Genomic DNA, 13,072 nt, shown 5'->3' with positions numbered 1-13,072 from the left:
AGACGAATTTGCATTATCATAACCACCTTCTACTGGAGGGGACAGTTGGTCCGGTCTGGATACCCGGGGATGTTGACCTTTGTTGCTTGTTTTCGAGAAAATCCAAACAAAAAAGTTCAGCACTCCAGGTGTCACTTTGCGCTATATCATGAACACAGGAAATTAAATCTCAATGTCATTCACTTCCCGCAGCTTATTGGCGACCATGATCAGCATTGCTTTATATGGCCCGTCAGCTTTCGCCAATGATGCCCTCATTGAAAGTGATGTCAGCCCCTCTGCCGAAGAAGAACTGGCATTGGTCAAAGGCATGTGCCTGACCCCGGATCCGAGTGCGGGTGATCCCAACAATGCACCCATCCGGATCTCTGCAGAGCAGGCCGTGGCCGAAAGCGGCGAAAGCGTGACTTACTCCGGTGATGTGGTGATTCGCCAGTCCAACCGTACCGTGGCTGCCGATGTCGCCACCATGAACCAGCGTAAGAATACAGTCAGCGCGGAAGGCAACGTCTATTTTCACGACGGCACGCTCGAAGTCTACGCCGACAGTATGCATAACAATCTGGAAACAGACGACGCCGAGATCAATAACGCCGTCTACAGCCTGACCTGCGAGGCTGGCCGGGGGGAAGCCACTAAGATTGAAAAAGAAGGCATGACCTACTACCGCCTGCGCAACGGGACATACACAACCTGTCCGCCGGGCGATAAAAGCTGGCAGTTTACCGCCACCAGTATTGAACGCGAGACAGACTCGCCGTTTGCCGATCTGTATAACGCCCGCTTTGAAGTGCTGGATGTTCCGATTTTTTACATGCCTTATCTGCGTGTGCCGGTCGGCAATGAGCGCCTGACCGGTTTCCTGTATCCGACAGTCAGTTACGGTTCCCGGGACGGCTTTGAACTGGAAACGCCGTTCTACTGGAATATCGCGCCAAACTACGATCTGACCCTGACACCCAAGTATATGAGTAACCGCGGCGTCCAGCTGAACAGTGACTTCCGCTATCTCACAGAGCTCGGTCAGGGAAGTCTCAAGGGAGAATACCTGCCGGACGACAGTGCAGCTGAAGACAATGACGCGCGCTGGGCCTTCAACTGGTCCCACAGCGGTCAATATGGGGACCACTGGCGTTTTAATGCGGATTACAGCAAGGTCAGTGATGTGACCTACTTCTCTGATGTCGACTCAGGTATCGGTAATCGGGAAGACAACAACCTGTTGCAAACCGGCGAGGTGTCCTATCAGGACTACAACTGGAACTCGACCCTGCGGGTGCGGAACTTCCAGCCGCTGACACCGGGGGTGTCATCCAACTACCGCCTGATGCCGCAGCTGACCTTTAATTACTACGAACCGGATCTGGGCTACGGCCTGGACTTTGGCTTGCTGAGCCATATCAGCCGCTTTGAAAATGACGATGCCAAAAAGCCTTCGGCAGACCGGGTTCACCTCGAACCGTCGCTGACGCTGCCGTTTGCCACGCCTTGGTGGTCGATGACGACCGAAGCCAAGCTGATGTACACCTATTACAATCAGGACTTCGATCCGACGGTTGACGGCCTTGAAGATCTGGATGAGACCGCGACCCGGACCGTGCCCAGTCTGCGCATGCTGACCGGACTCTACTTTGAGCGGGATGCCGACCTGTTTGGCAGTGCCTATACCCAGAGCCTTGAACCTCAGCTGCAGTACCTGTACGTGAAGGATGTGGATCAGAGCCAAATCTATGGCGCTTACGATACCACCATTTTGCAGACGGATTATTACGGCCTGTTCCGTGACCGCCGTTACTCCAGCGTGGACCGAATTGCTGCGGCCAATCAGTTCACTGTCGGGGCAACCACCCGTTTCTTCGACGATGATTACAAGGAACGCTTCAACCTGTCTTTCGGCCAGATTTTCTACCTCAATGATTCCGGCCGGAATCTACAGGAAGAAGGCGAGTCTCAGCCGAACTACTCGGCTTCAGCTTTTGAGTCGGACTTCAACTATAACGACTGGTTGTTCTTCCATGGCAGTCTGCAATATGACGCCAGCGAACAGGACATGCAGTTTGCCAATGCCGCGATTGAATACCGGGAAGGCAGTCTGTTCAGCCAGCTGAATTATCGCTATGTCTCGAAGCAATACATTCAGCAGAGCCTGCCGGATAACAATCAGATCGATAACTACACCGAGGAAGGGATCTCGCAGGTTGGTTTCTCAACCGGTTTTCCAATCCATGCCGGTCTGAGCATCCGGGGTGACTACTATCACGACGTGACCGAGAATCAGATGGTAGAAGGTCAGATCTCGCTGAACTATCGTTCCGACTGCTGGATGATTACCCTGGGTTACAACGAGTACATGGTGGCACGCAGCAACGTGAATACCCAGCCTGTGGATTACGAGCAGAACTTCAGTATTTCGTTCTCTCTGCTGGGTCTGGCCGGTGTTTCACCGGTTGGTGCAGCGTCAGCCAGCGGCAATGCCATTGCCTATGGCCGTCCTTTCTACCTGAATAATTAACTGGCCGGGCCTCGGCCCGTCCATACCAACTGCGCATTGAAGCGCCCTGGATACGGATATGAAAATGTGGAAGTCTCTAATTCTCGGCCTGTCTCTTCTGGGCCTGACGACCGGCTCGATGGCCGCTCTGAAGCCGCTCGATAAGGTAGTCACCATTGTCAACGACAGCGTGATCCTGCAAAGCGATGTTGATGCCATGCTGAAAACCGTCCATCTGAACGCCGCCCGTCAGGGACAGCCGCTGCCGGATGACAGCATTCTGGTCAATCAGGTGCTGGAAAAGCTCATCATGGAAACCCTGCAATTGCAGCAGGCCGATCAGTTCGGGATCCGTATTGATGACAACCGGCTCGACAGCGCCATTGCCCAGCTCGCAGCAGAGCGCAAAATGTCGGTTGCCCAGCTCCAGCAGGAACTGGCCGGTGCCGGAATCAGCTACGCCATCTTCCGCGAACAGATCCGCCGTGATCTGACAGCCAGTGAAGCCCGCACCATTATGGTCCGCCGCCGGATCAACATTCTGCCGCAGGAAGTTGAAAACCTGGCCACTCAGCTCAACCAGCAACAGCAGGAAGGTGTTCAGTACAATGTCAGCCACATCCTGATCCGTCTGGAGGAAGGCGCCAGCCAGACCGACCGCCAGTCCGCTGAACGTAAAGCGAAAGATCTGGTTGCCCAACTGAACAAAGGCGCCGACTTCGCCAGCCTGGCCTACAGCGCCTCGAATGGCCCGAAAGCCCTTCAGGGCGGTGCCTGGGGCTGGATGAGCCCGGAAGAAATGCCGACTATCTTCGCCGATCAGATCCATGCACAGGGGAAAGGTGCTATCATAGGGCCATTCCGCAGTGGTGTGGGTTACCACATTCTCAAAGTCAATGATGTGAAAGGTCTGGAGACTGTTTCGGTCACCGAAGTGAATGCCCGCCACATCCTGCTGAAAACCTCCGTTATTCTGAGTGATGACGGAGCGAAAAAAGAGCTGGAGCAGGTTCGCAAGGACATTTTGTCCGGTCAGCGCAGCTTTGCTGATGCGGCTCAGGCACTGAGTGCTGATCCGGGCTCTGCCGTCAACGGCGGTGAACTGGGCTGGCAAACGCCTGACATTTATGTCCCTGAATTCAAGGCACAGGTCGAAACGCTGCCGAAAGGCACCATCAGTGAACCGTTCAAAACGGTACACGGCTGGCACATTGTAGAAGTGCTGGATCGCCGCCAGGTCGACCGGACTGATGCAGCGGTGAAGAACCGTGCCTACCGGATCCTCTTCAGCCGGAAATTTAATGAGGAAGCACAGGCGTGGCTGCAGGAACTGCGGGCCGGCGCCTATATTGAACAACCAGGATATGATGATGAACAAGGTTAAACGTATTGCCATCACGCCGGGAGAACCGGCGGGAATTGGCCCGGATCTCGTGATCGCGCTGGCACAACAGTCCTGGCCACACGAGCTGGTGATTTGTGCCAACACCGGGCTGATGGCAGAACGTGCAGCCCTGTTGGGTTTACCACTGGAAATCATCCCTTATGATGCAAACCGCCCGGCACAACCGCACCGTCCGGGCACGCTGGTGGTTGCTGACCATCCGCTGAAAGCCACTGTGACGCCGGGTGAACTGGACGAACAGAACGGTCACTATGTACTGGATACCCTGAGGCGCGCCGCCGAGGGCAACATGGACGGCGAATTCGCCGCCCTGGTTACCGGTCCGGTTCACAAGGGCATTATTAACCGTGCAGGCGTGTCATTCAGCGGCCACACGGAATTTTTCGCCCAGCAGGCTCAGTCCAACCAGGTAGTCATGATGCTGGCAACCGAAGGCTTACGGGTCGCGCTGGTCACAACGCATATTCCGCTGGCTTACGTGGCGAAAGCCATCACTGTGGATCGCATCCATCAGGTGATCCGCGTACTGCACGCTGATCTGATCAGTAAGTTCGGTATCCGGAAACCTAAAATTTATGTCTGTGGCCTCAACCCGCATGCCGGGGAAGGCGGACACCTTGGCCGGGAGGAGATCGAAGTGATCACTCCGGCACTGGATATCCTCAGAGAAGAGGACGGGATGGATCTGGTTGGCCCGCTGCCAGCCGATACCATCTTCCAGGATAAATATCTGGCAGAAGCTGATGCGGTACTGGCGATGTATCACGATCAGGGTCTGCCAGTTCTGAAATTCAAAGGTTTTGGTAATGCCGTCAACATCACGTTGGGGCTGCCTTTTATCAGAACATCAGTTGATCATGGTACCGCACTGGAACTTGCGGGTACCGGACAGGCGGATATCGGGAGCCTCAGGACAGCGCTTTCCCACGCCATCGAAATGGTAGACAAACAACAATGAGCAGTGATCAGGTCCATTTAGGCCACCGCGCCCGTAAGCGCTTTGGCCAGAACTTCTTGCACGACGACTACATCATCGACAATATCGTCGCCGCCATTAACCCGAGACCCGGCCAGAACCTGGTGGAAATCGGTCCGGGACTTGGCGCCCTGACAGAGCCTGTCGGCAAGCAGGTCGACAAATTCACCGTCATTGAGCTGGACCGCGATCTGGCCGAGCGTCTGCGTCACCATCCGGATCTGTCCAGCAAGCTGACGATCCACGAAGGCGATGCCATGCGTTTCGACTTCACACAGCTGATCAAAGAAAACAACAAACTGCGGATTTTTGGCAACCTGCCATACAACATTTCGACTCCGCTGATGTTCCACCTGTTCAGCTTCCACCAGCATATCGAAGATATGCACTTCATGCTGCAGAAAGAAGTGGTTAATCGTCTGGCGGCAGGTCCTGGCAGCAAAGCCTATGGCCGTCTGACTGTCATGGCACAGTACTACTGCAAAGTCATGCCGGTACTGGAAGTACCGCCAAGTGCCTTCAAACCGGCACCGAAGGTCGATTCAGCGGTGGTACGCCTGTCGCCGTATGAGACGTTGCCGCACCCGTGTACGAACCTGAAATGGCTGGATCGTGTGACTCGCGAAGGTTTTAACCAGCGCCGCAAAACCGTGCGAAACTGTTATAAAGCACTGATGGACAGTGAGACACTGGAGAGTCTGGGGATCACCCCATCATCCCGACCTGAAAACCTGAGCCTTGAGCAATTCGTGGCGATGGCGAACTGGCTGGATGCTAACCACAGCCATTAAGCAGGAAGCCGGACCAAAGGTCCGGCAGCTGGTCAGAGTCGTAATCGAAAGGAAGCAGCAAGGTGAACAACAAAGCTAACCCAACCATCAAATGCCGGGTCATCACCCACTACATTGATGACCAGTCCGAACCGGAACAGGATCGCTACGTTTTTTCCTATACCATTACCATTTGCAATCTCGGTCAGGGTTCAGCACAGCTCCTACGCCGCAGCTGGCTGATCACAGATGCCAATGGTAAAAAGCTGGTCGTCGAAGGTGAAGGCGTTGTGGGTGAGCAGCCGACGATCGCAGCCAATGATGAATATACCTATACCAGCGGAACCATCATCGAAACCCCGCTGGGCGTGATGGAAGGTCATTACATCATGATTGATGAAGCCGGCAATGAATTCACGGCAGAAATTCTGCCATTCCGCCTCGCCATTCCGAATATTCTTCACTGAGCAGGACTGCCATGGCAACCTATCTGGTCGGCGACATTCAGGGCTGTTACCGTGAACTCTGTACTTTGCTGGAGCAAGTTGGCTTCAGTGAAAAATCAGATGAACTCTGGCTGGCGGGTGATCTTGTCGCCCGGGGACCGGACTCCCTTTCCACCCTGCGCCTTATAAAATCGCTGGGCAGCAATGCCACCACGGTTCTGGGAAACCACGATCTGCACTTACTTGCTATCGCCCGCGGGATTGGCAGCGCCAAACCCAAAGACCGTGTCGATCCGATTCTGACCGCCAATGACAGCGATGCACTGCTGGACTGGCTCAGCCACCAGCCTTTGTTTGCTGAACATCCTGTCCATCCGATCGTCATGGCGCATGCCGGCATCCCACCTCAATGGCAGCTCGAAGATGCCCGCCGCTGTGCCCGTGAAGTTGAAAGCATGCTTCAGGGTGAAAATCAGTTGTGGCTGCTGACCCATATGTACGGCAATGAGCCCGATTTGTGGGATCCGGAGTTATCCGGACTGAAACGGATGCGCTACAGCATCAACGCCCTGACCCGGATGCGTTTTCTGCACCCGGACGGACGCCTGGAAATGCACTGCAAACTGCCGCCGGGTGAACCGGGGACAGAACAGTTCATTTCGTGGTTTGACTTTCCCCGCGCACAACCGCTGGGCAAAACCGTTATTTTTGGACACTGGGCTTCACTGATGGGCCACCGGGATGATCATGTGATCGGACTGGATACCGGTTGCGTCTGGGGCAATCAGCTCACCATGCTGCGCTGGGAAGATCAGCAGCAATTTCAGCAAGATCGGCTGGAACCTTAGTCCGCCCCACTAACGGAAGCAATCACGGCTTCCCGGGTCGCGGCAAATTCTTCTCTTAACCAATTCAGAAAAATCCCCACCCTTTCATCCGCTTCAATCGCATGCGGTGACAGCAGGTAATAAAAAGAGTCATCCGGTGTGAAGCCGCAGGGGGCAGCCAGCTGCCCGTTCCGGATGTCACTCCCGACCATATAAATTGAACTCAGCCCATAACCTGAACCGGCGTGTACCGCTTCCAGCATAATGTAGAAGTGTTCAAACCACATATCATCACTGCTGTTGACAGGCTGCTGGGTTCGTTGCTGCCACTCATTCCAGGCATCTGGCCGGGTTTTGGTGTGCAGCGTTGTGACTGAACCAGACAGTACTTTCCCGCTGGCAAACTTTTCAGCCAGAATGACCGGTCCCATCATCTCCGGGCCGATCGGCTCAGCATGATAATCCGGCTTCCAGTTGAAATCGTTGCGACGAATGGCGATGTCTGCCTGACTTTTCACAAAATCAATCGGTCCGCCGGACGCACTCAGGTGCAATTCAATCTCAGGATGTGCCGCTTTAAAATCAGCCAGCCGGGGGATCAGCCACTTCATCATAATGGTCGGCTCACAGGAAACGACGAGAGGCGCCTGACTTCCTTCCGTGTTCAGCTCTTTCAGCGCATTCTTCAGAATCGCCAGCATCTCATGGCAGGCTGTTCTTAATTTCACGCCGTCTTTCGTGAGGAAAATGCCACGATTCCGCCGCTCAAATAAGGTCACACCCAGCACACTTTCCAGTTGCTTGATCTGACGACTGACCGCTGATTGCGTCACACACAGTTCGTCTGCCGCTTTCACCAGACTCTGATGTCGCGCGGCAGCCTCAAAAAAACGCAAAGCATTTAAGGAAGGAAGATTCATATCCGTGACTTTTTCTCAAGTATTTTGATTACAACAAATCAATATTCATTTTACGAGAAATCATCAACAATATGAACCAGATGACTTAACAAATATAACGACGTAAGTTGGTGATTGAAGTGTCAATTAAAGAAATCTGCAGTAGTTTAACGGAAAAAAGCTATTGTTTCATTAATGGTGAAACCATGTCGTCCATCATTCAAAAACGAGATCCTTACGGGTTAGATGACTGGACACAATTTAAAAACAGTTGGAATCATTTACAACTTGATACATATATGGCTGATGGCGGCACCTACAGAAAGCGTAAATATGCGACGCTGAGCTCCCCGGCCTCCAGTGGTGAATGGGTTCTGGAACCACATCAGCCTCATTATCAGGGACTTAATTATAACAACCTCAATGGCGGGGTTGAGCGTCATTATGTACCGATTGATGACGACATTATCTACAGCAATACTTTCAATCAAATTTTGAAATTAGGTTGTGAGATTTTCAGCCAGATGTCTCCCGAATCAGACTGGCACATTGAAACGCATCAATTTCGTATTGAATCCAATGGTGAAATAAGCGGAAAGCCGACCCCCGAAGGCATTCACCGGGACGGCGTTGATTACATTTTAATGATGATGGTCAACCATCAAAATCTATCCGGCGGTGTCACCACAATTTATGATTTGGATAAAAACCCGCTGACAAGCTTCTCCCTAAATAAGTCGATGGATACGGCTGTACTGAATGACCACAACCTGTTCCATGGCGTAAGTGAAATATTACAAGACAATCCGGACCAACAGACCATCAGGGACGTGCTTGTCGCTACATATCGTAAGAAAACATAATAAAACAACTGAGGGAATATACTCATGACAGAACTTATTGCTGTTGCCATTATTACGATTCTGGCCGTCATCAGCCCGGGAGCTGATTTCGCCATGGTTACACGAAACAGTTATCTTTATGGCAGAAAAGCAGGCATGCTGGCCGCCATTGGTATCGCACTCGGAGTGCTGATTCATGTCAGCTATACCATTCTGGGTGTCGGCCTGGTGATTTCGAAGTCGCCCATCCTGTTTTCAGTGATTAAAATCGTGGGTGCAGTTTACCTGATTTACCTGGGCTTCAATACGTTCAGTACCAAGGTGAAGCTTGCAATCGACCTGACTGAAACCGCCGCTATGTCGAACTTTCAGTCACTGCGTCAGGGCTTTTTCACCAATGCACTCAACCCGAAAACAACCCTGTTTGTCCTGAGTACATACACCCAGGTTGTGAACCCGGAAACCCCGCTGACATTGCAGATTGCTTACGGTCTCTTTATGTCGTTCGCCCACTGGTTCTGGTTCAGCCTCGTCGCCCTGTTTTTTTCTCAGGAAAAATTACGTGCCGCAATGCTGAATAAACAAATCGTTTTAAACAGGACAATTGGCGGCATCTTAATGTTCCTTGGTATTTCACTGGCCCTCTCACCCATGGTAGGTTAATCCAATGAATATTGCTTGTATCGACATGGAAGGTGTTCTTATTCCTGAGCTTTGGCCTTTATTAGCGGAAAAATATGATATTCCGGAACTGACCAAAACAACCCGGGAAGAACCTGATTATGAAAAACTGGTTTCGGAAAGAATTAACATTCTGAACCAGGAAAAGATCACACTGCTGGATGTTATTAAAACTGTAGATGATATTGAACCTCTGGAAGGGGCAAAATCATTTATTGATAAGCTGTCAAAGAAATATAAAGTTGTTTTGGTATCTGATGCTTTTTATCAAATGCTTTACCCATTATGGTTAAAGATCGGTCAACCCAAACTTTATTGCCATTACTTTCAGCTAAATAAAAGTGGGTTTATTGAAAAAGCAGACTATACACGCAAGAAAGGAAAAATTGAGATCATCGAAAAATACAACCGAAACAATAATAATATTATTTCGATTGGTGATGCTTTCAACGATCTGGAAATGCTGTCTGCTTCCAGCACTGGTTATTTATTTAAACCGTCCGAAATCGTTCGGAAAATGGCACCACCAGTGAATATTGTTGATTCCTATGATCAGATTCTGACCATGGAGCAACTGAATTAAAACACCCTGAAGTATGCTTCAAACAGCTCCCGTCCAATAGAGCGGGAGCTGAATTGATCAGACTCACGAATCAGATGATGAGTTTCGCTCCAGCACCACAAATGTCATGTCATGGGCATTCTTTTCATCCGCACGGTAAGCTTCACTGTAGCTTTGCTGCCAGTCGCTCCCCCAGTCAGGAAAGCAGGTATCGCCTGCCACGCTGAGATCAATAAAAGTCAGATACAGGCGGTCAGCCATCGGCAGACATTCAGCATACACACTGCCACCACCAATGATCATCAGTTCATCCGTGTCTCCGGCGGCGGTTTTTGCAGCATCAAGGCTACTGACGACCGTAACCCCTGCCGCGGCAAATTCAGGGCTGCGACTGATCACAATATTGTGCCGTCCCGGCAATGGCCGGCCGATGGATTCAAAAGTTTTGCGTCCCATAACAACCGGTTTCCCCATGGTCACTTTCTTAAACCAGGCGAAGTCTGCGGGCAGGTGCCAGGGCATCGCATTGTCTTTACCAATCACTCTGTTCTTTGCCATCGCGGCAACCATACTGATGATCACGCATCTCACTCCTTTTAAATCACTGGTCGGCGACGATAAAACATTAAGCCGGGCATTGCCAGCCCGATTGCCAGCGCTGCAATTGTAAAAACAGCGGTGATCCCGTTTGCAACCATCGACTGCCACAAAGCCTGACTATAGCCCTGCTGATTAATTTCCACCAAGGCAATCATTGTCTTAAATGCATACACACCCGGAACCATCGGGATCACTGCAGCAACCGTAAAGACATGCGGTGGAGCCACTAAACGCCTTGACCAGAAAATGCCGGTCATGCCCACCAGCATTGCAGCAAAAAAACTGGCCCATTCAATCGGCATTGCCTGATGCATCAGGACAAATCGACAGCCATGGCCGATCGCCCCCGCCAGCGCGCAATATTTCAATGCCCGGACCGGTACATTGAAAACCATCGCAAAGCCGACCGCAGGGATCGCCGCCAATGCCATATCGGCAGATAATGCGTACACCCATTGCCATATCGTCATGCCAGCCACCCCCAGACATGAAACAGATTCATCGCAGCAACAATCCCCAGACTGGTTGCTAACGTCAGCAAACTGGCCATCACCCAACGGGAAATTCCCAGATTCACAAATCCAGAGACCATATCCGCCACCGCATTTATCAGCGGAAACCCGGGCACCAGTAACAACACGGAAGAAGCCATCGCCAGAAAAGGCTGATTTCCCCAGCCAAATAATGGCGCTACGGCAGAGACAGACGTGGCGGTAAATGCCGCTGCGGCAAAGGTAACCAGCGGATTGAAATGATGCTGCGCCATGTACAACCGCAGTGCCATCGCAGCTGCCGCGGCCAGGGTGGTGATTACCGCAATCATCCCGTCACCGCCCGCCAGGATACTGAACGCCCCGCAGGACAATCCGATCATCACAATCACCAGCACCGGCGGGTATCGCTGAGGCTGAATGCGATCCAGCCGCTTCGCCAGCGTCGCAGGATCCAGCAGACCTTTTTCAGCCATGATACACACATGATGGATCCGGGTGATCACCGCCATGTTGATCCCATGATCCCGGCATCGGCGTGTGGTCGTAATACAATGACCCTGACGCCGGACAGTCACCACGATGGCATTAGCCGTCAGGGCAATATCGACTTCCTCAGCCCCCATGGCCAGACCGAGCCGCTGGCTGACATTCACAACCACAGCGGATTCAGCACCATGCTGGAGCAGCTTTTGTCCGGCCTGAGCCACGATTCGGGCAATGTCCCGCAACACACTCACTGATACTTCCTCCATGCCTTCCCTCCCGAGAGTCACCTCTCTTGCCGATTATCTCCGTTGAGCAGAATATCAGTTTGATGAAGCACAAAAAAACCGCTCCTGAGAGCGGTTTTTTGCAACAAAGACTGTTCGTTAAGGCTTGTAAATGATTTCGACGTCATAGTCGTCTTCATTCCAGTCATCCCAGTCGTCATCATCGTCGTCATCTTTCTCAGCAGCGCCTTTCTTCAGCTGCTGTTCGTGGTAATCATCCCACTTAAAGTCGACTTTGGTTTCTTCCGCTTCATCTTCTTCCACAATCACTTGCGGAATTGATTCGATCAGCGTCATCAGCTCATAAGTCAGCGGTTTGGTACCGGTACGGTTCAGTGCCGAGATGCAGAAGTACTTGTCTTCCCATGCCAGCGCTTCCAGAACTTCCTGGATCTTTTCCTGAGCTTCATCTTCCGGCAGCAGATCCACCTTGTTGAACAGGATCCAGCGTGGCTTGTTTGCCAGTTTATCGCTGTACTGCTCCAGCTCATTGATGATGGTGAAGGCATTCTCCACCGGATCAGAGCCATCAGCCGGCAGCAGATCGATCATGTGCAGCAGGACCCGGCAACGTTCCAGGTGTTTCAGGAAACGGATCCCCAGACCAGCACCGTCAGCTGCACCTTCAATCAGTCCCGGAATATCCGCAACGACGAAACTGCGCTCGTTATCCACACGGACGACACCCAGGCTTGGTACCAGTGTGGTAAACGGATAATCCGCCACTTTTGGCTTCGCCGCAGATACCGCACGGATAAAGGTCGACTTACCCGCATTCGGCAGACCCAGCATACCGACGTCAGCAAGCAGCAGCAGCTCCAGACGCAGATGACGTATCTCACCCTTGGTACCCATGGTTTTCTGGCGTGGTGCACGGTTCACGGACGATTTGAAGCGTGTATTGCCCAGACCGTGGAATCCGCCCTTCGCCACCATAATTTTCATACCATGCTTCGTCAGGTCAGCAATGACTTCACCGGTTTCTTCATCGACCGCGCGTGTCCCGACAGGCACAGACAGAACGCAGTCATTTCCGCGTTTACCGGTACAGTTGCCGCCGCGGCCATTTTCGCCACGTTCCGCAGCATGAAAACGTTCGAAACGGTAATCGATCAGGGTATTGAGGTTTTCGTCAGCCAGCAGGTAAACATCACCACCGTCGCCGCCATCACCACCGTCAGGACCGCCTTTCGGAACATACTTTTCACGGCGGAAGCTGACAGTACCATTACCGCCGTCACCGGCATCGACCCGGATTACCGCTTCATCTACAAATTTCATCTTATTCTCCGCACTCTGGCGTTCACTC

Annotated in this window: 14 protein-coding genes; 9 read left to right on the top strand and 5 right to left on the bottom strand. The window is 52.2% G+C overall.

Annotated elements, in window-relative coordinates:
* Nucleotides 1–172: 172 nt before the first annotated feature.
* From lptD to SPK40_RS10100, 6 genes are all read left to right on the top strand, one after another.
* Nucleotides 173–2,512, top strand: coding sequence for an LPS assembly protein LptD (gene lptD / locus SPK40_RS10125; RefSeq protein ID WP_248141545.1), 2,340 nt, complete (start codon nucleotides 173–175; stop codon nucleotides 2,510–2,512).
* 58 nt (nucleotides 2,513–2,570) lie between these two features.
* Nucleotides 2,571–3,875: a peptidylprolyl isomerase SurA gene (gene surA / locus SPK40_RS10120; protein WP_330960396.1), complete on the top strand. Its 1,305-nt coding sequence runs from the start codon at nucleotides 2,571–2,573 to the stop codon at nucleotides 3,873–3,875.
* On the top strand, nucleotides 3,862–4,854 hold the full coding sequence (gene pdxA, locus SPK40_RS10115; RefSeq protein WP_248141547.1) for a 4-hydroxythreonine-4-phosphate dehydrogenase PdxA: 993 nt from the start codon (nucleotides 3,862–3,864) through the stop codon (nucleotides 4,852–4,854). The genes surA and pdxA overlap by 14 nt, the downstream gene beginning before the upstream one ends.
* Nucleotides 4,851–5,663 carry a 16S rRNA (adenine(1518)-N(6)/adenine(1519)-N(6))-dimethyltransferase RsmA gene (rsmA, locus tag SPK40_RS10110; RefSeq protein WP_248141548.1) on the top strand — a complete coding sequence of 271 codons (813 nt, stop codon included), beginning with the start codon at nucleotides 4,851–4,853 and terminating at the stop codon, nucleotides 5,661–5,663. The genes pdxA and rsmA overlap by 4 nt, the downstream gene beginning before the upstream one ends.
* Before the next feature lie 62 nt (nucleotides 5,664–5,725).
* A complete protein-coding gene (gene apaG / locus SPK40_RS10105) occupies nucleotides 5,726–6,109 on the top strand; it encodes a Co2+/Mg2+ efflux protein ApaG (RefSeq protein WP_248141549.1) in 384 nt (127 codons plus the stop codon).
* A gap of 11 nt (nucleotides 6,110–6,120) precedes the next feature.
* The gene (locus tag SPK40_RS10100; protein ID WP_330960395.1) at nucleotides 6,121–6,936 is read left to right on the top strand and encodes a symmetrical bis(5'-nucleosyl)-tetraphosphatase; all 816 of its coding nucleotides are present in this window, start codon (nucleotides 6,121–6,123) and stop codon (nucleotides 6,934–6,936) included.
* Here the strand turns inward: SPK40_RS10100 and SPK40_RS10095 are convergent.
* Nucleotides 6,933–7,835: a LysR family transcriptional regulator gene (locus SPK40_RS10095; protein WP_248141551.1), complete on the bottom strand. Its 903-nt coding sequence runs from the start codon at nucleotides 7,833–7,835 to the stop codon at nucleotides 6,933–6,935. The two genes, SPK40_RS10100 and SPK40_RS10095, sit on opposite strands and share 4 nt — an antisense overlap.
* A gap of 110 nt (nucleotides 7,836–7,945) precedes the next feature.
* Here SPK40_RS10095 and SPK40_RS10090 point away from each other — a divergent pair, with 110 nt between their 5' ends.
* Genes SPK40_RS10090 through thrH form a run of 3 tightly spaced genes read left to right on the top strand, consistent with a single transcriptional unit; the run spans nucleotide 7,946 to nucleotide 9,920 of the window.
* On the top strand, nucleotides 7,946–8,677 hold the full coding sequence (locus SPK40_RS10090) for a 2OG-Fe dioxygenase family protein (RefSeq protein WP_330960621.1): 732 nt from the start codon (nucleotides 7,946–7,948) through the stop codon (nucleotides 8,675–8,677).
* Nucleotides 8,678–8,701: 24 nt separating this feature from the next.
* Nucleotides 8,702–9,319 (top strand): LysE family translocator, encoded by a 618-nt coding sequence (locus SPK40_RS10085; RefSeq protein ID WP_330960394.1) that lies wholly within the window; start codon nucleotides 8,702–8,704, stop codon nucleotides 9,317–9,319.
* 4 nt (nucleotides 9,320–9,323) lie between these two features.
* Nucleotides 9,324–9,920 carry a bifunctional phosphoserine phosphatase/homoserine phosphotransferase ThrH gene (gene thrH, locus SPK40_RS10080; RefSeq protein ID WP_330960393.1) on the top strand — a complete coding sequence of 199 codons (597 nt, stop codon included), beginning with the start codon at nucleotides 9,324–9,326 and terminating at the stop codon, nucleotides 9,918–9,920.
* A gap of 63 nt (nucleotides 9,921–9,983) precedes the next feature.
* Here the strand turns inward: thrH and folA are convergent, their stop codons facing one another.
* The 4 genes from folA to cgtA all read right to left on the bottom strand — a co-directional run bounded on the left by folA (nucleotide 9,984) and on the right by cgtA (nucleotide 13,044).
* On the bottom strand, nucleotides 9,984–10,481 hold the full coding sequence (gene folA, locus SPK40_RS10075) for a type 3 dihydrofolate reductase (RefSeq protein ID WP_330960392.1): 498 nt from the start codon (nucleotides 10,479–10,481) through the stop codon (nucleotides 9,984–9,986).
* Nucleotides 10,482–10,495: 14 nt separating this feature from the next.
* On the bottom strand, nucleotides 10,496–10,969 hold the full coding sequence (locus SPK40_RS10070) for a threonine/serine exporter family protein (protein WP_330960391.1): 474 nt from the start codon (nucleotides 10,967–10,969) through the stop codon (nucleotides 10,496–10,498).
* On the bottom strand, nucleotides 10,966–11,745 hold the full coding sequence (locus SPK40_RS10065) for a threonine/serine exporter family protein (RefSeq protein ID WP_248141559.1): 780 nt from the start codon (nucleotides 11,743–11,745) through the stop codon (nucleotides 10,966–10,968). Before SPK40_RS10065 ends, SPK40_RS10070 begins: the two co-directional genes overlap by 4 nt.
* Before the next feature lie 117 nt (nucleotides 11,746–11,862).
* Nucleotides 11,863–13,044, bottom strand: coding sequence for an Obg family GTPase CgtA (gene cgtA / locus SPK40_RS10060; protein ID WP_248141562.1), 1,182 nt, complete (start codon nucleotides 13,042–13,044; stop codon nucleotides 11,863–11,865).
* Between the last annotated feature and the right edge of the window lie 28 nt (nucleotides 13,045–13,072).

Source organism: Photobacterium sp. 53610, from assembly GCF_036409375.1.
Classification (GTDB): domain Bacteria; phylum Pseudomonadota; class Gammaproteobacteria; order Enterobacterales; family Vibrionaceae; genus Photobacterium.
This window is presented reverse-complemented; position numbering and strand designations above follow the sequence as displayed.

What these genes read in the sequence shown, in the direction of transcription:
- lptD (WP_248141545.1), top strand. Translation starts at nt 173, where the DNA reads ATGTCATTCACTTCCCGCAGCTTATTGGCGACCATGATCAGCATTGCT.
- surA (WP_330960396.1), top strand. Translation starts at nt 2,571, where the DNA reads ATGAAAATGTGGAAGTCTCTAATTCTCGGCCTGTCTCTTCTGGGCCTG.
- pdxA (WP_248141547.1), top strand. Translation starts at nt 3,862, where the DNA reads ATGAACAAGGTTAAACGTATTGCCATCACGCCGGGAGAACCGGCGGGA.
- rsmA (WP_248141548.1), top strand. Translation starts at nt 4,851, where the DNA reads ATGAGCAGTGATCAGGTCCATTTAGGCCACCGCGCCCGTAAGCGCTTT.
- SPK40_RS10100 (WP_330960395.1), top strand. Translation starts at nt 6,121, where the DNA reads ATGGCAACCTATCTGGTCGGCGACATTCAGGGCTGTTACCGTGAACTC.
- SPK40_RS10095 (WP_248141551.1), bottom strand. Translation starts at nt 7,835, where the DNA reads ATGAATCTTCCTTCCTTAAATGCTTTGCGTTTTTTTGAGGCTGCCGCG.
- SPK40_RS10085 (WP_330960394.1), top strand. Translation starts at nt 8,702, where the DNA reads ATGACAGAACTTATTGCTGTTGCCATTATTACGATTCTGGCCGTCATC.
- thrH (WP_330960393.1), top strand. Translation starts at nt 9,324, where the DNA reads ATGAATATTGCTTGTATCGACATGGAAGGTGTTCTTATTCCTGAGCTT.
- SPK40_RS10070 (WP_330960391.1), bottom strand. Translation starts at nt 10,969, where the DNA reads ATGACGATATGGCAATGGGTGTACGCATTATCTGCCGATATGGCATTG.
- SPK40_RS10065 (WP_248141559.1), bottom strand. Translation starts at nt 11,745, where the DNA reads ATGGAGGAAGTATCAGTGAGTGTGTTGCGGGACATTGCCCGAATCGTG.
- cgtA (WP_248141562.1), bottom strand. Translation starts at nt 13,044, where the DNA reads ATGAAATTTGTAGATGAAGCGGTAATCCGGGTCGATGCCGGTGACGGC.